The sequence below is a fragment of the Xanthomonas hortorum pv. pelargonii genome (assembly GCF_024499015.1).
Taxonomy (GTDB): Bacteria; Pseudomonadota; Gammaproteobacteria; order Xanthomonadales; family Xanthomonadaceae; genus Xanthomonas; species Xanthomonas hortorum_B.
On record NZ_CP098604.1, the window covers coordinates 639,730 to 658,933 of the forward strand.

Consider the following 19,204-nt stretch of genomic DNA (forward strand, 5'->3'; position numbering starts at 1 on the left):
CTTGGCGCGATGAAGCATTCCCGGTCACGCCTCATCGCGCCCAAGGGCGCTCCTACGTTTGAGCAACACGCACTGCAAGATCACACGCCCAGCGCGCGCTCGATATCTGCAGCCAACGCTTCCGGCTTGGTGGTCGGCGCATAACGCTCCAACACGCGGCCATCGCGCCCGATCAGGAACTTGGTGAAGTTCCACTTGATCGCTTCCGAGCCCAGGACGCCGCGCTGTTCGTGCTTGAGGTGCTGCCACAGCGGATGCGCGCCGCTGCCATTGACCTCGATCTTCTCAGCCAGCGGAAAATCCACGGCGTAATCGAGCGAGCAGAACTGGCGGATCTGCGCGGCATCGCCCGGCTCCTGATGGCCGAACTGATCGCACGGGAATCCGATTACCACCAAGCCACGTTCGCGATAGCGCTGCCACACCGACTGCAAACCGGTGTATTGCGGCGTAAAGCCGCATTTCGAAGCGACATTGACCACCAGCAGCACCTTGCCGGCATAGTCGCGCATCGACTGCGTGCGACCGTCCAGGTCGGTGAATTCGAACGTGGAGATGTCGCTCATGGCGTGCTCGGATGCTCAGGGAAACTGCAGCGTAGCCCAGCTGTCGACATTGCGGCACTGCATCCGCACTGCGCGTGCTCAGCACGCGCGCGCCAGCAGAAAGGCGCGACAGATCGACGCTCTGTTGGGGCCATCCCCACATTTCATCCAATGTCTCCGAATCATTGTTGGCGCCGCAGGTGAAACGCCAGGCGGCCCCACAAACGAACGAGACCCAAGCGAGCAATCATTGGACCAGCCCAGATGGCGCACCTCGCCGCAGCGTTTGACTACGGCATTTCACGGTAACGCAGCGTCTTGTGAGTCGCGGTCCAGCGGCGCCAGCTAACGGCAGAGCCCGCGTGCACTGCCGCCGACCAGCTGGTCGAGCTCGGCCTTGTCCACCGGCGACGTTCGCGGATTGGCTACACAATGACCCTATAGCCATGCCTTTTGTCACACGCCTGTCCCGGCCGGCTGGGTTAGCCTCGGGGGTTAGCACTTTGGAGCCACTCTCTTGACCACCCGTCTCGCCTTTGCCCTGGCCGCTTCCCTGGGACTTGCCATGCCGTCCTACAGCATCGCCGCACCTGCCGCCACGCAGGCCGCCACCCAAGCCAACCCGTTCTTCGCCGACAGCACGCTGCCGCTGCATTACCCGCAGTTCGACAAGATCACCGACAGCGATTTTGCTCCCGCCTTCGACGCCGGCATGACCGAGCAGTTGAAGGAAGTGGAAAAGATCGCCAACCAGAAGGCCAAGCCGAGCTTCGACAACACCCTCATTGCGCTGGAAAAAAGCGGCGCCACGCTCGATCGCGCCACCACGGTGTTCTTCAACCTGGTCGGTGCCGACACCAACGATGCGCGCAAGAAACTGCAGGCCGATTATTCGGCGAAATTCGCCGCGCACCGCGACGCGATCTCGCTCAATAGCAAGCTGTTTGCACGCATCCAGACCTTGTACGACCAACGCAGCAAACTGGGCCTGGACGCGCAAGGCGTGCGCCTGGTCGAGAAGTACCACAGCGATTTCGTACGCGATGGCGCCAAGCTCTCCGATGCCGACAAGACCACGCTCAAGGCGATGAATGCCGAGCTGGCCAACCTGGGCACTACCTTCAGCCAAAACGTGCTGGCCGAAGTGAATGCCGCCGCAGTCGTCGTCGATGACGTCAAGCAGCTCGATGGCCTGTCCGCCGAGCAGATTGCCTCTGCCGCCGAAGCGGCCAAGGCGCGCAAGCTCGACGGCAAGTACGTGATTGCGCTGCTCAACACCACCGGCCAGCCGCCGCTGACCCAGCTGAAGAATCGCGAGCTGCGCAAGAAGATCTACGACGCCTCGGTGTCGCGCGGCAGTCACGGCGGCCAGTACGACAACACCGCGCTGGTGGCGCGCATCATGAAGCTGCGCGCAGACAAGGCCAAGCTGCTCGGCTTCCCCACCTACGCCGCCTACTCGCTGGAAAACCAGACCGCCAAGACCCCGGAAGCGGTCAACGCGATGTTGGGCAAGCTGGCGCCAGCGGCAGTGGCCAATGCCAAGCGCGAAGCGGCCGATCCGCAGGCGATGATCGACAAGGAGCAAAAGGCCGCGCGCAAGCCGAGCTTCAAGCTCGAAGCCTGGGATTGGGCCTACTACAGCGAGAAGGTGCGCCAGGCCAAGTACAACTTCGACGAGTCGCAGCTCAAGCCGTATTTCGAGCTGAAGAACGTGCTGGAAAACGGCGTGTTTTATGCGGCCAACCAGGAATACGGTCTGACCTTCAAGCAGCGCACCGACCTGCCGACCTACCGCGACGACATCACCGTCTACGACGTGTTCGATGCCGACGGCAAGCAGCTGGCGATCTTCATCGCCGACATGTACGCACGCGAATCCAAGCGCGGCGGCGCGTGGATGAACTCCTACGTCTCGCAGTCGGACCTGACCGGTTTCAAGCCGGTGGTGGCCAATCACCTCAATATTCCCAAGCCGCCGACCGGCCAGCCCACGTTGCTGACCTGGGACGAAGTGACCACCATGTTCCATGAGTTCGGCCATGCGCTGCACGGCATGTTCTCGGACGTCAAATACCCGTATTTCTCCGGTACCAGCGTGCCGCGCGACTTCGTCGAGTTCCCCTCGCAGGTCAACGAGATGTGGGCCGACGAGCCGTCCATCCTGAAGAACTACGCCAAGCATTACCAGAACGGCACGCCGATGCCGCAGGCGCTGCTGGACAAGGTGATTGCGGCCTCCAAGTTCAACCAGGGCTTTGCCACCACCGAGTATCTGGGTGCGGCGATGCTGGATCAGAACTGGCACCAACTCAGCGCCAACCAGGTGCCCGACGCAGCCGGCGTGATGGCCTTCGAAGCCAAGGCCCTGCAGCAGGACGGCATTGCCTATGCGCCGGTGCCGCCGCGCTACAAGACGCCATATTTCAGCCACATCATGGGCGGTTACGCGGCCGGCTATTACGCCTACATCTGGTCCGAAGTGCTCGACGCCAACACCCAGCAGTGGTTCAAGCAGCATGGCGGGTTGAGCCGCGCCAATGGCGATCGTTTCCGCCAGACCCTGCTCTCGCGCGGTGGCAGCGTGGATGCGATGGAGCTGTTCCAGAACTTCGCCGGGCATGCGCCGCAGATCGAGCCCCTGCTCGAAAAGCGCGGCCTGAGCGCGCAAGGCGGCGATGGCGCTACGCCGGAAGCACCGCAGTCCAAGCCGTAATCGGGACCTGCGGGAAATAAAACGCCGCCCGGAGTGATCCGGGCCGCGTTTTTCATGCGTGGCGCGTACTGCGGCAAGCCGGACGCCTGTCGTTCAGAGCTCGACAGCATCCACACCTTCCAACAGTTTCCTCAGCAGTTTTTCCAGACGCACCTGCTCGGCCTCGCTCATGCAGGCAGTTTCTGCATTCAACAGCGTGCAGGCATCGGGAAGCAGACTGTTGATCAAGGCCAGGCCTGCCGGCTGCAACGTCAGCATGATCTTGCGCCGATCGTCGGGGCTGCTGCCACGCGCGATCAAGCCCTTTTCGCAGAGCTGATCGGTGAGCCGGGTGATGTTGGCCGGCTTCTCGCTGGCCGCTTCGGCCACTTCGGTAGGCGTGATGGATTGCTCCGGCGTGCCGTAGAGCATCATCAGAATTTCGTATTCCGGCGGGCTGATGCCATAAGGCTTCAGCCGCACACAGCCCTGCGTATGCAGTCGCTTGTAGAGATGCTTGATCAACCTCACCAGGACAGCCGGCTCCCGCGGGAACGCCGGGTAACGCACGCAGGTGTGGTCCACGCGACTTGCGGTTGGATCGAAACTACTCATATCACCCGTTTGATTACATTACTGAATGGCCAAGCCATTCAATCACATCATCTGCGGGGTGACATCTCAGCGAGCGAAGAGATGTACATATTCCGGCGCGACCCAGGCCAATAATGTGGAGGCAGCGACATCGGCGGTCTGCGTGCCGTCCGAATACGGCCCCACCTGATACGGCGGAAACACGAAGCGTAGCGCAGTGATCTGCCCTGCCGGGTTCAGCACCGGAACGAACTGCGCAAAGTTGTCGACCTGCGCCGCGGTGCCTTCGGCAATCATGCGATCGGCCGAGGCCACCTGTTCGGCCTGCTCCTCGACCGGTACGCGATCGGCTTCCACGCGCTGGGCGGCGGCGTTGTGCAACTGCGCGGCGACCTCGCGTGCGATCTTTTCCCAGCCCGCCGGGTCGGGAATCAGCGCCTGCGCCGTCAGTTGCTTGCGCTCCTTGACCAACCAGACGAAGCGCGCCACCAGCGGCTCGCCATGCGCACCGCCGGTGTAGCGGCTGCCATCGGCAGACACCACGATCAGATCGGCAGTCTGCAGCACGGTCTCGAACGCCAGCGACAGCTCATAGGGTGCGGCCGGTTTGTCGTTACCAAGACCAGAGACGGCTTCCATCAATTCGGCGCGCGCGTCCTGCGAATAGCTACGGATTAGCGCGGCCAGTTCCGGGTACGCATCCAGCCCACGTGGATAGCTGATGCCGACCATATAGGCAGGCGCATGCTCGATCACATCTTCCAATGGGCCGCTCTGGACGACAACGGGCTCCGGAGGCGGCAACGCTTGCGCTGTTGCGTCCGCTGCCGGCTCCGTCGTTTCTGCCGTTGTAGGTGCGCGCTGTGTACACCCCGCCAGCAGAGCCAGCATCAGCACGCCCCGCATTCCATTCACTGAAAACAACCGCCCCATCCCACCTGCCCCTCATCGAAGTCACGCTGCAAAGACACGCTGCCGGCGATTAGGCCAGCAGATCCTGAAACTGTTGATGCCGACGTACATACGCCTCGGCGTAGCTGCACTCGGGTACGACCTTCCACCCCGCCTGGCGCGCGTAATGCAAAGCGGCCTCGACCAACACGGCAGCGATGCCGCGCCCACCGATCGCCTCCGGCACATGCGTATGCGTGATGGTCATGCGCTCGCCCTCAAGACGGTAGGCCAGCTCGGCGCGTTGTCCATCGGTGTCTACGCTGAAGCGTTGCTGGGTCGGATCGTGTTCTGCCTGCACTGTCGCGGCCTCCATCATGGTCTGCGTCTGGCAGTGAATGTGGCGATGAGTGTGACCAGCGCGGCGCCGCGCCTGCGTGAAAATGAATCGATGCTGTGACACGTAGCGCAGCTCATCGAAGGCGCACTTAAGTTCGTTCGCGTAGCGCCGATAGCTGAGCCGAAGGCATTCGCTGCGCATGGCCGGCTGGCACGGGTTGCCGGCCATCTGCCGACGTCTTCGCCTTACCTACGAGGAGTCACCGCATGAACAACGATTCGGCAGGACACAGCACAGACAGCGATAGCTCGTTGCTGGAGGGCTTGTTCCAGTTCGCCATCAACGGCGATACCCACAACCCGGACTTCGCGCAGCTCAACGATACGGTGTACGAGCGCTTGCAGCAGGCCTACGGCAGCACTGCCGTTGCCGACCAGGAACGCAACGCGGCCTGAGCCACGCGTCGCGTTACCCGCCAGGGCCAATCGCATCGATGGCCCTGGCCGGTTGCCTCAGGCAACCCCGCCATCACGATTTCCGATCACCGCCGCGCCGCCTGACGGCCACGCTGTCCTTCGGCAAGCCTTGCTAGACCGACGCGCTTATCCGAAGCGCGGATTGGACAGCTGCTCCAGAAACACCTGCCACACCCGCGGCTCCATGATCAGCATGAACATCACACCGAAGGCCGCACCGGCCAGATGCGCGCTGTGGTTGATGCGATCGCCGCCACGGCGGTCCATCCACAGGCTGTAGCCCACGTAGAAGACCGCATAGATGATCGCCGGCGCCGGAATGAACAGCACCAGGATGATCGTCCACGGCTTGAGCAGGATGAAGGCGAACAACACTGCCGACACCGCGCCGGAAGCGCCCAGGCTGAGGTAATTGGGGTTCTTCTGATTCTTCAGATAGCTGGGCAGGATCGAGACCACCAGCGCGCTCAGATAGAACAACGGATAGGTCAGCACGCTGCCGCTCAGCCGCGTCATCACGTCTTCGATGTACCGGCCGAAGAAGAACAGGGTGATCATGTTGAAGACCAGATGGCCCAGGTCGGCATGGATGAAGCCGTAGGTCACCAGGCGGTCGTATTGCTTTTGCTTGTCCAGCGCCGGCGGCCAAAGCACCAGCCGGTCGGCCAGCTTGCGGTTGTTGAACGCCATCCACGAGACGATGCCGGTGATGGCGATCAGGATCAGGGTAATCATGCGGACCTCAGGCAGAACGGTAATTGTCGACCATGCGATACCGGCGTGCGTACAGGCCGAAGGCCAGTGCCGCCAGAAACGCGAAGGCCGCGAAGAAGAACATCAGAAATGCCGCTTCGCTGAGCCCAGTATCGGCGATATGCGCGGTCACCGTCTCGTTGCGCACCGCCACGTTCGACAACAGCACCCATAGATTGCCCACCGTGGTGGTCAGGTACCAGAAGCTCATCACCACGCCCTTCATCGATGGCGGCGCCTGGCTGTAGGCGAACTCGATACCGGTGGCCGACACCAGCACCTCGCCGAAGGTTAGCAGCGCATAAGGCAGGATCTGCCAGGCGATATGCATCGGCTCGCCGCCGTCCATGCCGATCTGGATGCCACCGACCGCGATCCAGGCAAGGCCGCTGAAGGCGATGCCGCAGGTCATGCGGCGCAGCGCCGTCGGCTCCCAGCCGCCACGCCGCAGCAGCGGATACAGCACCAGGTTGTTGAACGGAATCAGCAGCATCACCAGCAGCGGATTGAGCGCCTGCATCTGCGAGGCGGTGAACCAGGCCGGCATGGTCATCTCGCGCCCCTGCAGCACCCAGGTCGAGGCCTTCTGGTCGAACAGCGAGAAGAACGGCGTCACCAGCGCGAAGATCACCAGCACCCGCAGCAACGCACGCACGCCTTCGACCGCGGTATCGGGATGGATACCGCGTGCACGCTCCAGCTGCCACCAGGTGCCGCCACCGATGCCCGCCAGCAGCAGCACCAGCGCCATGCACAGGCAGATGACGATGCCGAGCTGTTCGACCAGCGCGAAGCAGGCTAGCGCCAGCAGTACCGACACCACTGCCAGCATCAGGCCGGGACGGCCCTGCCCCGGCGCGTGCGCCAGCAAGGCGGTACGCATCACCGCGCCGAAGCCATGCGGATCCTTCGGTGGCAGCGGCACCCGCACATAGCGCTTGCGGCCCAGCCAGAACACCAGCGTGGCCACGAACATCAGGATGCCGGGAATGCCGAACGCCCATGCCGGGCCCAGATGTTTCAGCGCCAACGGAATCAACAACGAAGCGAACAACGAGCCGAAGTTGATGATCCAGTAGAAGGCGTCGAATACCACCTTGGCCCGGTGCTTGTTGGACTGGTCGAACTGGTCGCCCATGAAAGAGGCCACCAGCGGCTTGATGCCGCCCGCGCCCAATGCGATCAAGCCCAGCCCGACGAAAAATCCGTTGCGGCTGCCTTCGAACAGCGCCAGGCACGCATGGCCGGCGCAGTACACCAGGCTGAACCACACAATGGTGTTGTATTTGCCGAAGAAGCGATCGGCCAACCAGCCACCGAGCAGCGGAAAGAAAAACACCCCGATCATGAAGCTGTGCAGGATGTGCTTGGCCTCGGCCTCACGGCCGGGCCCGCCGACTTCCTGCAACAGCAGCGAGGTGATCAGAAACTGCACCAGGATGTTGCGCATCCCGTAGAAGCTGAAACGCTCGCAGGCCTCGTTGCCGATGATGAAAGGAATCTGGCGCGGCAGTTGCGCCCCGGCAGTAGAGCCCGGCAAGGTGGTAGTGGTCAAAGGCAGTCCGGTCGAGCAGAAAACACGCGCTATCGTACCGGCGGCTGCGGGTTGGCCGCCATCGAGACCATTGGATAAGGCTTTCGGTGTAGGACGTTGTATGCGTCGACCCCGCTGCGGCCGTTGCTACGGTCGTGGCTCGGTTCGGGAAGTCGTTCGGCCAGGCGCATGCTGAAAAACACGTATCGAACCCCGCTGCCAAGCCGATCACGCGCAAGTCATGACGCAGTGCAGATTGGCTCGCTGCGCCGGCTCGGCTACATTGCAAACGTTTTCCTGGAACACTGGACCGCTGGATGCCCCGCTTCACCCGCCTGGCCCTGAGCCTGTTGCTGCTGACCACCGCCCTCGCCGCACTGGCTGCCGAACCGCTGACCACCCAGGCCGAGCGCAGCGGCTTTGCGCAAACCGGACGCTACGGTGAGGTCATCGCACTGTGCGATGCCTTCGCGCAGCGCTACCCGCAGGCGGTGCGCTGCATCGACTTCGGCACCACCCCGGAAGGCCGGCCGATGAAGGCGCTGATCGTCTCCACCAGCGGCGCGCTGGATGCGACCAGTGCCGCGCAGCGCAAGTTGCCGGTGGTGCTGGTGCAAGGCGGCATCCATGCCGGCGAGATCGACGGCAAAGATGCGGGCTTTCTGGCGCTGCGCGAGTTGCTGGACGGCAAGGCCGGCAAAGGCCTGCTCGACAAACTGGTGTGGGTGTTCGTGCCGGTGTTCAACGTCGACGGTCACGAGCGCTTCGGTGCCTGGAACCGCCCCAATCAACGCGGCCCCGAACAGATGGGCTGGCGCACCACCGCGCAGAACCTCAATCTCAATCGCGACTACCTCAAGGCCGACGCGCCGGAAATGCAGGCGATGCTGCGGCTGGTGCAGCAGTGGGATCCGTTGATGTATGTGGACCTGCATGTCACCGATGGCGCCAAGTTCGAACACGATGTCTCGGTGCAGGTGGAACCGGTGCATGCCGGCGATGCCACGTTGCAACGCGACGGCACCCGCTGGCGCGATGCGGTGATTGCCGATCTGGCCAAACAGGGCTCGCTGCCGCTGCCGTATTACCCCTCGTTCGTGCACGAAGACGACCCGACCTCCGGCTTTGCCGACGACGTGTCGCCGCCGCGGTTCTCGCATGGCTATTTCCTGCTACGCAACCGCTTCGGCATGCTGGTGGAAACGCATTCGTGGAAGACCTACCCGGTGCGTGTGCGCGTCACCCGCAACGCGATCGTCTCGGTGCTGCAGCAGACCGCGCGCAACGGTACGAAGTGGCGCGCCGATGCGCTGGCAGCCGATCAGCGTGCCACCAAACTGGCTGGCGAAATGGAGCCGTTGAGCTTCGCTGCCGGCCCGGGCGCACGCACTGTTGCCTTCCGCGGCTACGCCTACACGCGCACGCCTTCGCCGATTTCCGGCGCGTTGATGACGCGCTACGACGAGACCAGACCACAGATCTGGAAAGTGCCGTTACGCGATCAGATCACCCCCGACGTGGTGATCGATGCACCGCGCGGCGGCTATCTGGTGCCTGCCGCGCAGGCCGCGCTGGTGGCGGAAAAACTACGCCTGCACGGCATCACCTTCGACACCATCGCCACTGCTGGCGAGTATCCGGTACAAAGCTTCCGTGCCGACAAGGCAACGTTTGCCGCACGCTCCAATGAAGGCCATCAGAACCTGGAAATCGCCGGCCAATGGCGCGATGAAACTCGCAGCGTGCCGGCCGGCTCGTTGTTCGTCCCGATCGCCCAGGCCAGGTCGCGCCTGGTGATGGCGATGCTGAAACCGCAGGCGCCGGATTCGATGCTGCAATGGGGTCTGTTCAACACCGCATTCGAGCGCAAGGAATACATGGAGGACTATGTCGCGGAGGATGTTGCGCGCGACATGCTAGAGCGCGACCCGGCAGTGAAGGCGCAATTCGAGCAGCGCCTGGCCAGCGATGCCGCCTTCGCCGCCGACCCGAAAGCACGCCTGGAATTCTTCGCCCGCTTGCATTCCTCCTGGGACGAGCGCTACCGCTTGTATCCGGTGTTGCGCACGGCACAGACGCAGTTCTGATGCCGCGTCCGATTACAGCAACCCCCTGATTCGGCGCGCACGCGCGCCATTCGAACTTGGGCACTGCGGTGCCCTCCCCTGATTGCAACCGCACCACAAGGACCACCCGTGCCACACCCCGATATGAAAACGTTTACATACGCCGCGCCGCGCCGTCTCACGCTCGCCATTGCACTCGGCATGAGCGTCGCGTTTGCCGCCCCGCTCAGCGCACAACCCGCCGCTGCGGCGCAGCCGTGGATGGACACCGCCTTGACTGCGGATCAGCGCGCCGACCGCCTGCTGGCGCAGATGAGCGAAGACGAAAAATTCCAGATGCTGCGCAGCTACTTCGGCCTGGGCACCGACAAGATTCCCAAGCCCGAGGGCGCGCTGGGCTCGGCCGGCTACGTGCCCGGCATCCCGCGCCTGGGCATTCCGGCGCAGCAGCTGGCCGACGCTGGCGTGGGCGTGACCAATCCGGGCGGCATTCGCAAGGGCGACTTCGCCACTGCGATGCCGTCCGGCCCCTCGACCGCCTCAAGCTGGAATCCGCAGCTGGCCTATGCCGGCGGCAAGACCATGGGCCGCGAATCCTGGCAGCAGGGCTTCAATGTCTTGCTGGCCGGCAGCGTCAACCTGCAGCGCGACCCGCGCAACGGGCGCAATTTCGAATATGCCGGCGAAGACCCGCTGCTGGCCGGCACGATGGTTGGCGAATCGATTCGCGGTGTTCAGAGCGAGCATGTGCTGTCGACGATGAAGCACTTCGCGCTCAACGATATGGAAACGCGGCGCAACTTCCATAGTGCCGAGATCGGCGAGCAGGCGATGCACGAATCGGATCTGCTGGCATTCGAGATCGCGTTGAAGATCGGCGACCCCGCCTCGGTGATGTGCTCCTACAACAAGATCAACGGCATCTACGGCTGCGAGCATGATTACCTGCTCAATCAGGTACTCAAGCAGGAATGGAAATACCCCGGTTACGTGATGTCCGATTGGGGCGGCGTGCACAGCGGCTCCAAGGCGGCGTTGGCCGGGCTGGATCAGCAATCGGCCGGCGAAGTATTCGATGCGGCAGTGTTCTTCGATGCGCCGTTGCGGATGGCGGTGTCGGCCGGCGTGGTGCCGCGCGCGCGCTTCGACGACATGGTCAAGCGCGTGCTGCGCAGCCTGTTCGCGCATGGCGCGTTCGATCATCCAACCCAGCGCCAGCCGATCGATGGCAAGGCCGGGCTGTTGGCCGCGCAACATGTCGCCGAAGAAGGCAGCGTGCTGCTGCGTAACGAGCAGGCGACCTTGCCGTTGTCCAAGGACGTGCGCCGCATCGCGGTGATCGGTGGGTACGCCGACAAGGGCGTGATGTCCGGCGGCGGTTCCTCGCGCGTGGACTACACCATCAACGGCGGCAACGCGGTGCCCGGCCTCACCCCGACCACCTGGCCTGGCCCGGTGATCATCCATCCGTCCTCGCCGTTGCAGGCGCTGCGCGCCGCATTGCCGAACGTGCAGATCGATTATGTCGACGGCAAGGACCGCGCTGCCGCTGCACGCGCCGCCAAGGCCGCCGATGTGGCGATCGTGTTCGCCACCCAATGGGCCGCCGAATCGGTGGACCTGCCGGACATGCAGTTGCCCGACAACCAGGACGCACTCATCGAAGCGGTGGCCAAGGCCAACCCCAAGACCACCGTGGTGCTGGAAACCAACGGCCCGGTGCGCATGCCCTGGGCCGAGCGCGTGCCGGCGGTGTTGCAGGCGTGGTATCCGGGCATCGGCGGTGGCGAGGCGATCGCCAACCTGCTGACAGGCGCCGTCAATCCGTCCGGTCATCTGCCGGTGACCTGGCCGGTGGACGAATCGCAGCTGCCGCGCCCGTCGATCCCGGGCCTGGGCTTCAAGCCGGCCAAGCCGGGCGAAGACACCATCGACTACGCCATCGAAGGTGCCAACGTCGGCTACAAGTGGTTCGCCGCGCGCAAGCTGACCCCGCGTTACCCGTTCGGCCACGGCCTGTCGTACACCCAGTTCCGCATGGGCGGGCTGCGCGTGGAGGCCAACGGCAGCCAGCTCACGGCGAGCTTCGAAGTGGAAAACATCGGCCCGCGCGAAGGCGCCGCCGTGCCGCAGCTCTACCTCACCTTGCCCGACGGCCACGCCACCCCACTGCGCCTGATCGGCTGGCAGAAGCTCACCCTCAAGCCTGGCGAAAAGCGCAACGTGCAGGTGATCGCCGAACCCAAGACGCTGGCCGACTTCGATGCCAAGGCACGTCACTGGAACATCGCGGCCGGCACCTACCGCGTGCAGCTGGCGCGTTCGGCAAGCGAACCGGTGCAGAGTGAGGAGGTCACGGTGCAGGCGGCGCAACTGCCGTAATCCTGTGTCGCGGCGGGCGTACATTGCGCGCGTCCGCCATGCCGTCTTCTCAAGCCGCCGGCAGGCGCCAGCGATCACGAAGAAATTGTGCGAGATGCGTTGACAGCTTCGTGCGCAACTTGCACAATTCGCCCCCTGAGTCGCCCAGGTGGCGGAATTGGTAGACGCACTAGCTTCAGGTGCTAGCGGGGGCAACTTCGTGGAGGTTCGAGTCCTCTCCTGGGCACCACGACTCACAGTAGATCGTAAAAAACCCCGCTCAGGCTGGGTTTTTTGCGTTTGGTCCATACGATTGGACGATGGTCTGTCGGCATTGGTGACGCTGCCGATGGGCAGCGCCAGGCCCGCGCTGGCAGTGACTTTCGACACGCGACCACCTGTTGCGGCTTTGGCGACGATGCTTGACGCCTTCACGACCGCAGCCCGCTCCATGCGCACCCTCCTCTGGCTTGCCTTGCTAGCTGCCGTTTTCAGCCCGCATGCACGGGCAGACCAGACCGACAAGCACGATGCTCCTCGCCATCGCGCGCATGTGTCTTCGCACCAATGCGGTCTCAGCACGCCGTTCAATGTGCTCGCCGACAGCGGCGGTATCTGGCTTTACCGCGACAGCGATTGGCCGCGCGAAATTTTCTTCCACGGCGGCGAACTGAGCATCGACCACAAGGTGCAGCAGATCAGTGCGGCCGATGCACGACGCTTGTGGGAGATGGAACAGCAGACCCGCGCACTGATGCCGCAGGTCGCAGGCATTGCGCACGACGTGATCGACCTCAGTTACGACGCACTCGGCGGTGTCATCGAGGTCATGACAGGCAGCGCGCTCAATGCCCGCAAGATCGAGAGGCTGCGTGAACGCGCTTGATCGGCACGCAGCGCATCGGCCACCAGTTGCGTGTCGTGATCGACAGACGACTGCAGCGCGAAGGCGATGAGTTTCTCCGACACAGCTTTGCTGATTGCTTTGAGAAGCACTACGCACACCGATAATCCGGCTGGCCCTTGCCCGCCCACCCTCGGGGGACCTTACGCGGCATGGATGCCGCGTAAGAGCTACATGGACGTACTTGCAGCGTGTCCCGCGAGGGTGGGCGGGCAAGGGCCCTGCAGCCAAGTCGCAGATCATCCGCTCTGCAGTAGACCAGCGCGAAGTCGTTTCTTAGCAGCTTTAGCTACGCCGCCTTGTCATCCGCGCTCAATGCCCACCACCAGCCGCCGCACCACCGGCACCCGCACCAAACGGCGGTTTGGCCAGCCACAGGAAGAAGATGATCGCCAGGAACGTCCAGCCGAGCAGGTAGAAGATGTCGTTGAAGCCCATCTGCGAGGCCTGGTGATTAATCATGTTGTTGAGCGATGCCGCGCCGCGTTGCAGGTCGCCCTGCCCCATTGCGGCGACCTGTTCCTGCATGCCCGGCGTGTACACCGAAATGTGCTCGGTGATGTGCGCGTGGTGCACCTGGGTGCGACGTGCCCACAGATACGTGGTAAGCGATGCGGCAAAGCTGCCGCCCAAGGTGCGCAGGAAGGTGGCAAGGCCCGAGCCTGCCGCGATCTCGCGCCCGTCCAGATCCGACAGCAGAATCTGCAGCACCGGCATGAAGAACAACGCCACGCCCACGCCCATCACCAACTGCACGGTGGCCACGTGGTTGAAGTCCACCTGCAGGTTGAAGTTGGAGCGCAGGAAGCTGGTGAACGACAGAAAGATGAAGGCCACGGTAGCGAGCATGCGCAGGTCGAACCGCAGCGCGTATTTGCCCACGAATGGCGTCATCAGCACCGGCAGGATGCCGATCGGTGCGGTGGCCAGGCCAGCCCAGATCGCGGTGTAGCCCATGTCGCGCTGCAGCCATTGCGGGATCAGCAGACTCACGCTGAAAAACGCCGCATACGCCACCACCATCGCCAGCGTGCCGGCGCGAAAATTGCGATGCCGGAACAGCTTGAGATCGACGATGGGGTCCTTGTCGGTGAGCTCCCAGATCACGAATATCACCAGCGCCACCGCAGCGATGCAGGCCAGCACCACGATCTTGTCGGAAGAGAACCAATCCTCGTCGTTGCCCAGATCCAGCACCAGCTGCAGCGCGCCGACACCGACCACCAACAGGATCAGACCGATGTAATCCATGCGCGGCTTTTCAAGCTGCTCGGGGCGATGGCGCAACTGCGAGCCGACAATGCTGCTGGCGATGATGCCCAGCGGCACGTTGATCAGAAAGATCCATTCCCAGCTGTAGTTGTCGGTGATCCAGCCACCCAGGATCGGGCCGGCGATCGGTGCCACCACTGTGATCATCGCCAGCAAGGCGAGCGCCTGCCCGCGTTTTTCGCGTGGATAGATCGACACCAGCAGACTCTGGGTGATCGGGTACATCGGCCCGGCAACAAACCCCTGCAGCGCACGCGACACCACCAGCATGCCCATGCTCTGGGCCAGCCCGCACAGCAACGAAGCAACGGTGAAGGCCAGCGTCGACCATACGAACAACTTGGTCTCGCCAAAACGCCGACTCAGCCAACCGGTCAGCGGCAAGGCGATCGCGGTGCTGACCGCAAACGACGTGATGACCCAGGTGGCCTGCTGCGAACTGGCACCGAGATTGCCGGCGATGGTCGGCAACGACACGTTGGCGATGGTGGTGTCCAGCACCTGCATGAACGAGGCCATCGCCAGGCCCACGGTGCACAACGCCACGCTCGCCGGGCGAAAGCCGGCGGCGGGCGCAGGCGCCGAGGGGCCGCCGGGCGCGGTGGGAGCTTGCGAAGACATGCTGGCTTAGCCCGCCTTGGAAACAGCCTGCGCGGGCAGGTTGTCCTGGATGATGCGTTGGATATCCGCGTCGGCAGCCTGCAACTGCTGCGCATACACGTCGGTGGAAAACACCGCGCCGTTGGCGAACTTGGTCGGCAACACGCTGCCCTGCTGATCGTGCAGATTGACCTCGACCTTCATCGACAAACCGATGCGCAGCGGGTTACCGGCCAGTTGCTTGGCATCCACCGCAATGCGCACCGGCACGCGCTGCACGATCTTGATCCAATTGCCGCTGGCATTTTGCGCCGGCAACAGCGAGAACGCGCTGCCGGTGCCCAGGCCCAGGCTTTCGATGCGGCCGGTGTAGTTCACGCCACCGCCGTACAGATCCGAATGCAGCTCCACCGGCTGGCCCAGACGCATGTGCTTGAGCTGGGTTTCCTTGAAATTGGCTTCCACCCACACCTGCTCCAGCGGCACCACCGCCATCAGCACGCTACCGGGCTGCACACGCTGGCCGAGCTGCGCCGAACGACGCGCCACGTAACCGGACACCGGCGCAATCACACCGGTGCGCGCATGGTTGAGATAGGCCTGACGCAGCTGCGCGGCGGCCGTCTGCACGTCTGGCTGATTCGCCACCGCGCTGTCATCCACCAAGGCGCGATTACGCTCGAAGCTCTCGCGCGAACCGCTCACCGCCGCTTCGGCAGCAGCGAGTTCTTCGCGGGCATGCGCCAGTTCTTCGTTGGAAATCGCGCCGCTGGCAGTCAGATCCTTACGCCGTGCGAAGTCGGCGCGCGCACTGCGCAACGTGACCTCGCGCGAGGACAATTCGGCCTGCGCGCCTTCCACGCTGCGGTACAGACCGCGCACCTGACGCACGGTCTTGGCCAGGTTGGCTTCGGCCTGCTGCAATGCGACTGCGGTATCGGCCGGATCCAGCTGCACCAGCAACTGGCCGCGCTCCACGCGCATGCCGTCTTCGGCGCCGATGCTGACCACCGTGCCGCCCACCATCGGGGTGATCTGTACCTGGTTGCCCTGCACGTACGCGTCGTCGGTCTCTTCGTGCCAGCGGCCGACCAGGAAGTACCACACCACAAGACCGATGATCGCCAGGATCACCACAATGGCCACAATGCGCAGCGCCGCACGGCGCTTGCTGGGCGCGGCCGGCGCAGGTTGGGAAGAAGTTGCAGTCGTCTGGCTCATCGTCGCTGTCTCAGGAATTCGGTTGTGCGGAAGTGGTCGCGGCGTGTGCAGTGTCGCGCGCAGGTTCCGGCGTGAATCCGCCGCCCAAGGCGCGCTGCAACCTCACCGAGGCCAACAGTTGTTGCGATTGCAGGCTGGCCATGCGCTGGCGTGCGAGCAGCAATTGCTCCTGCACGCTGAGCACTTCCAGATAGCTGCCGATGCCGGCGCGGTAGCGCTGCTGTGCGAGGTCGAAGGCGGCAGTGACGGTCTGCACGGCGTCGTCCTGCGAGCGTGCGCGCTGCTCCAGCGAACGCACTGCGTTGATCTGGTCGGCCACCTCGCGCAGCGCATCGAGCACCTTCTGGTTGTAGTCGGCCACCGCCAGGTCGTACTGCGCATCGCTGCCGGCCAGATTGGCGCGCAGCTTGCCGCCATCGAAAATCGGCAAGCTCAAGGCCGGGGCGACCACGCCGAACAGCGATGCACTTTCCAGCAACTGGCCGACATCCCGGTTCACCAGCCCGCCCAACGCGGTGATGTTGAAGCTGGGATAGAAGCGCGTCTTGGCGACCGCAATGTTTTTATCGGCCGCTTCAACGCGCCAGCGCGCAGCGACCACATCGGGGCGATGACCCAACAACTCGGCCGGCAACGCACTTGGCAATTGCAGCGCGCCTGCGCTGCTCAAGGTGGGGCGCGCGATATCCAGCCCGCGGTCCGGGCCCTGCCCGACCAACGCGGCCAACGCCGTGCGCGCTTCGTCGATCTGCTGCTGCGCAGATTGCAGCTGCTGTTGCGCAGCCGGCACGCGCGCCTGCGACTGACGCACCTGCAATTCGCTGTCGATGCCGGCGCCACGACGTTGCCGGGTGAGGTCCAGGGTCTTCTGCGCGCGCATCAGCTCATCGTTGGCCACATCGTGCAAACGCCACGCATAATCGAGCTGGGCATAGGCTTCGGCGATCGCCGCCGACAGGTTCAGGCGGGCCGCCTGCGCATCCACATCGGACGCATGTGCCTGGTCCACTGCGGCTTCCCAGGCGGCGCGCTTGCCGCCCCACAGGTCCACGCCGTAGCGGAAATCCAGCACTACCTGGCCGTTGCCGCCGAACTTGCCGCCGCGTTCGTCGCCCACCACCGATTCGGGCAACTGCACGCCGGCATAGCCACCGGACACCGACAGGCTCGGGCCGCGGTCGGCCTGCGCGGTACCGATGCGTGCCTGCGCCTGGCGCAAGCGCGCATCGGCCGCAGCCAGGCTGGGGCTGTGCTGCAGGCCTTCGGCAATCAGCGCGTTCAATTGCGGATCGCCCAAGGCGCGCCACCAATCGCTGGCCGGCCACGCCGCCGGGCTCAGGGTGGTCTGCGCCAGGGTGCGCTCGGCATGCAGCGCGCCCGGTTCCAGCACGGCGCCTTGCGGGGCCAGCCCACGACTGCTCGCGCAGGCGGCCAATGCCAGCGTCAAGGCGGTGAGCACAAGCGGCCGCGCAAAGCGCGTTGAGCGCAGGCGCAACATCTGGATCGAGGAACTAGCAGCGTTCATGAGTTGAGTGCATCGCGGACACGGATGAGAAGAGAGGTGAGTTGTTCGCGCTCGGGCGCGGCCAGATCGCGCAGACCGTGCTCGATGGCGCGTTCGCCGCGCAGCTTCAGGCGCTCCCACAAGGCCACGCCCTGTTCGGTCATGACGATCTGCAGCGCGCGCCGATCCTGCGCATGCGGCTCGCGCCGCACCGCGCCCAGCGCTTCGAGCTTGTCGAGCAGCCGGGTCACCGCGCTCGGGGTCTGGTCCAGCGCCAGCGCCAGTTCGTTGGCCGTGCACGGCGAGCGCACCGCCAGGATCTTCAAGCCAACGTAGTGGCTGAAGCCGAAGTCGGGCAGTTCGCCCTTCATCTCGGCATCAAGCTGCCGCATCAGCGCGTCGCGCACCTGGCGCAGCAACAAGCCGAACGACGGCGAGGTGGAGGAGAGATCGTTCATGGCCGGCTATTTTATTCCGAAATATATATTTGTCAATGAAAATATGTCGAAAGGGATTAAACCGCCTGCAAGGATCGCCACGATACGCGCGGGTCTGGCTGGCCTGGTAATACAATTGCGCCAATGACTATCGAAAACCCGCCAACGACGGTCGATGCCTTGCCGCCGGGCGTGCGCGCCAGCTTCGAGTGGGCCGATGGTCCGGAAGTGATCGCCTTCCTGGCCGATCTGCACGCGGTATGGGCACCGGAGACCGCCCCGCACGCGCATGTGCGCGGCCAGCTGATGTATGTGGAGCACGGCGTACTGACCGTGCATACCGAACAGGGCACCCTCTCGTTGCCGCCGGGCTGCGCCGGCTGGATGCCGCCCGGCCAGCAGCACACCGTGGAGCTGGCCGGGCCGATGCGCGGCTGGGGCGTGGTGGTGCGGCCGGATGCCTGCGCCGCCCTGCCCGCCCAGGGCGGGGTGATCCGGCTGACCGGGCTCGCCCGCGAAGTCATCATGCGCGCCGCCAGTTGGCCGCTGGATCAGCCGCTGGATAGCGCCCAGCAACGGCTGGCCGCTGTGCTGCTGGACGAGCTATGCCAGGTCCAGATCGACCACCTTCACCTGCCGATGCCGGCCGACCGCCGGCTGCTGCGTATCGCCCGCCAGTTGCTCGACACCCCCGCCGACCCGCGCCCGCTGGATGCCTGGGCCGATTGGGGCGGGCTGTCGCCGCGCAGTCTGAGCCGGCACTTCCGCAGCGAGACCGGGCTGAGTTTCGCGCAGTGGCGGCAGCAGGCCAGGCTCGCCGGAGGCCTGCGGCGCTTGAGTCAGGGCAGCGCGGTGGCACAGGTCGCCGACCAGCTCGGCTACAGCAGCCCCAGCGCTTTCGTCAGCGTGTTCCACCGCCATTTCGGCGCCCCGCCTACGCGTTATCTGGCCGGTGGCCACGCGCGCGGCTTGGCATCCCCCGCCGCATCCGGATAATCGGCGCTCTTCGAG

At 64.3% G+C, this 19,204-nt stretch carries 17 protein-coding genes and 1 tRNA gene; 8 read left to right on the plus strand and 10 right to left on the minus strand.

Annotated features, from left to right (window positions below):
* Nucleotides 1-80 precede the first annotated feature (80 nt).
* On the minus strand, nt 81-566 hold the full coding sequence (locus NDY25_RS02825; RefSeq protein ID WP_168959357.1) for a glutathione peroxidase: 486 nt from the start codon (nt 564-566) through the stop codon (nt 81-83).
* 496 nt (nt 567-1,062) lie between these two features.
* Between NDY25_RS02825 and NDY25_RS02830 the strand changes: the two genes are divergently transcribed.
* Nucleotides 1,063-3,261: a M3 family metallopeptidase gene (locus tag NDY25_RS02830; RefSeq protein ID WP_180336588.1), complete on the plus strand. Its 2,199-nt coding sequence runs from the start codon at nt 1,063-1,065 to the stop codon at nt 3,259-3,261.
* A gap of 93 nt (nt 3,262-3,354) precedes the next feature.
* On the opposite strand, the gene NDY25_RS02835 is transcribed toward NDY25_RS02830, so the two are convergent.
* The 3 genes from NDY25_RS02835 to NDY25_RS02845 all read right to left on the minus strand — a co-directional run bounded on the left by NDY25_RS02835 (nt 3,355) and on the right by NDY25_RS02845 (nt 5,104).
* Nucleotides 3,355-3,855 (minus strand): MarR family winged helix-turn-helix transcriptional regulator, encoded by a 501-nt coding sequence (locus tag NDY25_RS02835; RefSeq protein WP_168959358.1) that lies wholly within the window; start codon nt 3,853-3,855, stop codon nt 3,355-3,357.
* A 66-nt stretch (nt 3,856-3,921) separates the two neighbouring features.
* Nucleotides 3,922-4,767: a DUF3298 and DUF4163 domain-containing protein gene (locus NDY25_RS02840; RefSeq protein WP_168959359.1), complete on the minus strand. Its 846-nt coding sequence runs from the start codon at nt 4,765-4,767 to the stop codon at nt 3,922-3,924.
* Nucleotides 4,768-4,816: 49 nt separating this feature from the next.
* Complete coding sequence (locus NDY25_RS02845) at nt 4,817-5,104, minus strand: GNAT family N-acetyltransferase (protein ID WP_115038067.1); 288 nt, start codon at nt 5,102-5,104, stop codon at nt 4,817-4,819.
* Between the two features lie 227 nt (nt 5,105-5,331).
* Between NDY25_RS02845 and NDY25_RS02850 the strand changes: the two genes are divergently transcribed.
* A complete protein-coding gene (locus NDY25_RS02850; protein WP_006450869.1) occupies nt 5,332-5,520 on the plus strand; it encodes a hypothetical protein in 189 nt (62 codons plus the stop codon).
* A gap of 147 nt (nt 5,521-5,667) precedes the next feature.
* On the opposite strand, the gene NDY25_RS02855 is transcribed toward NDY25_RS02850, so the two are convergent.
* Nucleotides 5,668-6,276 carry a rhomboid family intramembrane serine protease gene (locus tag NDY25_RS02855; RefSeq protein ID WP_006450868.1) on the minus strand — a complete coding sequence of 203 codons (609 nt, stop codon included), beginning with the start codon at nt 6,274-6,276 and terminating at the stop codon, nt 5,668-5,670.
* Between the two features lie 7 nt (nt 6,277-6,283).
* Nucleotides 6,284-7,849, minus strand: a complete 1,566-nt coding sequence (locus tag NDY25_RS02860) for a POT-type proton-dependent oligopeptide transporter (RefSeq protein WP_168959360.1) — start codon at nt 7,847-7,849, stop codon at nt 6,284-6,286.
* A gap of 296 nt (nt 7,850-8,145) precedes the next feature.
* Between NDY25_RS02860 and NDY25_RS02865 the strand changes: the two genes are divergently transcribed.
* From NDY25_RS02865 to NDY25_RS02880, 4 genes are all read left to right on the plus strand, one after another.
* The gene (locus NDY25_RS02865; RefSeq protein WP_168959361.1) at nt 8,146-9,915 is read left to right on the plus strand and encodes a M14 family metallopeptidase; all 1,770 of its coding nucleotides are present in this window, start codon (nt 8,146-8,148) and stop codon (nt 9,913-9,915) included.
* Nucleotides 9,916-10,095: 180 nt separating this feature from the next.
* On the plus strand, nt 10,096-12,276 hold the full coding sequence (locus NDY25_RS02870; protein ID WP_425510789.1) for a beta-glucosidase family protein: 2,181 nt from the start codon (nt 10,096-10,098) through the stop codon (nt 12,274-12,276).
* A 142-nt stretch (nt 12,277-12,418) separates the two neighbouring features.
* Nucleotides 12,419-12,505, plus strand: a tRNA-Leu gene (locus NDY25_RS02875).
* A 63-nt stretch (nt 12,506-12,568) separates the two neighbouring features.
* Nucleotides 12,569-13,141, plus strand: coding sequence for a DUF2884 family protein (locus NDY25_RS02880; protein WP_168959363.1), 573 nt, complete (start codon nt 12,569-12,571; stop codon nt 13,139-13,141).
* 330 nt (nt 13,142-13,471) lie between these two features.
* On the opposite strand, the gene NDY25_RS02885 is transcribed toward NDY25_RS02880, so the two are convergent.
* Genes NDY25_RS02885 through NDY25_RS02900 form a run of 4 tightly spaced genes read right to left on the minus strand, consistent with a single transcriptional unit; the run spans nt 13,472 to nt 18,214 of the window.
* The gene (locus tag NDY25_RS02885; RefSeq protein WP_168959364.1) at nt 13,472-15,052 is read right to left on the minus strand and encodes a DHA2 family efflux MFS transporter permease subunit; all 1,581 of its coding nucleotides are present in this window, start codon (nt 15,050-15,052) and stop codon (nt 13,472-13,474) included.
* Between the two features lie 6 nt (nt 15,053-15,058).
* Nucleotides 15,059-16,252: an HlyD/EmrA/EmrK family protein gene (locus NDY25_RS02890; protein ID WP_168959365.1), complete on the minus strand. Its 1,194-nt coding sequence runs from the start codon at nt 16,250-16,252 to the stop codon at nt 15,059-15,061.
* Nucleotides 16,253-16,262: 10 nt separating this feature from the next.
* A complete protein-coding gene (locus NDY25_RS02895; RefSeq protein WP_168959402.1) occupies nt 16,263-17,750 on the minus strand; it encodes an AdeC/AdeK/OprM family multidrug efflux complex outer membrane factor in 1,488 nt (495 codons plus the stop codon).
* 23 nt (nt 17,751-17,773) lie between these two features.
* Nucleotides 17,774-18,214, minus strand: a complete 441-nt coding sequence (locus tag NDY25_RS02900) for a MarR family winged helix-turn-helix transcriptional regulator (RefSeq protein WP_006453275.1) — start codon at nt 18,212-18,214, stop codon at nt 17,774-17,776.
* On the opposite strand from NDY25_RS02900, the gene NDY25_RS02905 reads away from it, so the two are divergent.
* Together NDY25_RS02905 and NDY25_RS02910 are read left to right on the plus strand one after the other, a co-directional pair.
* Nucleotides 18,213-18,341, plus strand: coding sequence for a hypothetical protein (locus tag NDY25_RS02905; RefSeq protein WP_256627756.1), 129 nt, complete (start codon nt 18,213-18,215; stop codon nt 18,339-18,341). The genes NDY25_RS02900 and NDY25_RS02905 overlap by 2 nt on opposite strands.
* Entirely contained in the window at nt 18,338-19,189 is an 852-nt protein-coding gene (locus NDY25_RS02910; protein WP_256627757.1) for an AraC family transcriptional regulator, read from the plus strand. The genes NDY25_RS02905 and NDY25_RS02910 overlap by 4 nt, the downstream gene beginning before the upstream one ends.
* Nucleotides 19,190-19,204: the final 15 nt, after the last annotated feature.

Bases quoted from the DNA above. Each gene is read 5' to 3' on its own strand.
- NDY25_RS02890 (WP_168959365.1), bottom strand. From the start codon at position 16,252: ATGAGCCAGACGACTGCAACTTCTTCCCAACCTGCGCCGGCCGCGCCC.
- NDY25_RS02845 (WP_115038067.1), bottom strand. From the start codon at position 5,104: ATGATGGAGGCCGCGACAGTGCAGGCAGAACACGATCCGACCCAGCAA.
- NDY25_RS02840 (WP_168959359.1), bottom strand. From the start codon at position 4,767: ATGGGGCGGTTGTTTTCAGTGAATGGAATGCGGGGCGTGCTGATGCTG.
- NDY25_RS02850 (WP_006450869.1), top strand. From the start codon at position 5,332: ATGAACAACGATTCGGCAGGACACAGCACAGACAGCGATAGCTCGTTG.
- NDY25_RS02825 (WP_168959357.1), bottom strand. From the start codon at position 566: ATGAGCGACATCTCCACGTTCGAATTCACCGACCTGGACGGTCGCACG.
- NDY25_RS02895 (WP_168959402.1), bottom strand. From the start codon at position 17,750: ATGTTGCGCCTGCGCTCAACGCGCTTTGCGCGGCCGCTTGTGCTCACC.
- NDY25_RS02865 (WP_168959361.1), top strand. From the start codon at position 8,146: ATGCCCCGCTTCACCCGCCTGGCCCTGAGCCTGTTGCTGCTGACCACC.
- NDY25_RS02905 (WP_256627756.1), top strand. From the start codon at position 18,213: ATGGCCGGCTATTTTATTCCGAAATATATATTTGTCAATGAAAATATG.
- NDY25_RS02855 (WP_006450868.1), bottom strand. From the start codon at position 6,276: ATGATTACCCTGATCCTGATCGCCATCACCGGCATCGTCTCGTGGATG.
- NDY25_RS02870 (WP_425510789.1), top strand. From the start codon at position 10,096: ATGAGCGTCGCGTTTGCCGCCCCGCTCAGCGCACAACCCGCCGCTGCG.
- NDY25_RS02910 (WP_256627757.1), top strand. From the start codon at position 18,338: ATGACTATCGAAAACCCGCCAACGACGGTCGATGCCTTGCCGCCGGGC.
- NDY25_RS02900 (WP_006453275.1), bottom strand. From the start codon at position 18,214: ATGAACGATCTCTCCTCCACCTCGCCGTCGTTCGGCTTGTTGCTGCGC.
- NDY25_RS02885 (WP_168959364.1), bottom strand. From the start codon at position 15,052: ATGTCTTCGCAAGCTCCCACCGCGCCCGGCGGCCCCTCGGCGCCTGCG.
- NDY25_RS02835 (WP_168959358.1), bottom strand. From the start codon at position 3,855: ATGAGTAGTTTCGATCCAACCGCAAGTCGCGTGGACCACACCTGCGTG.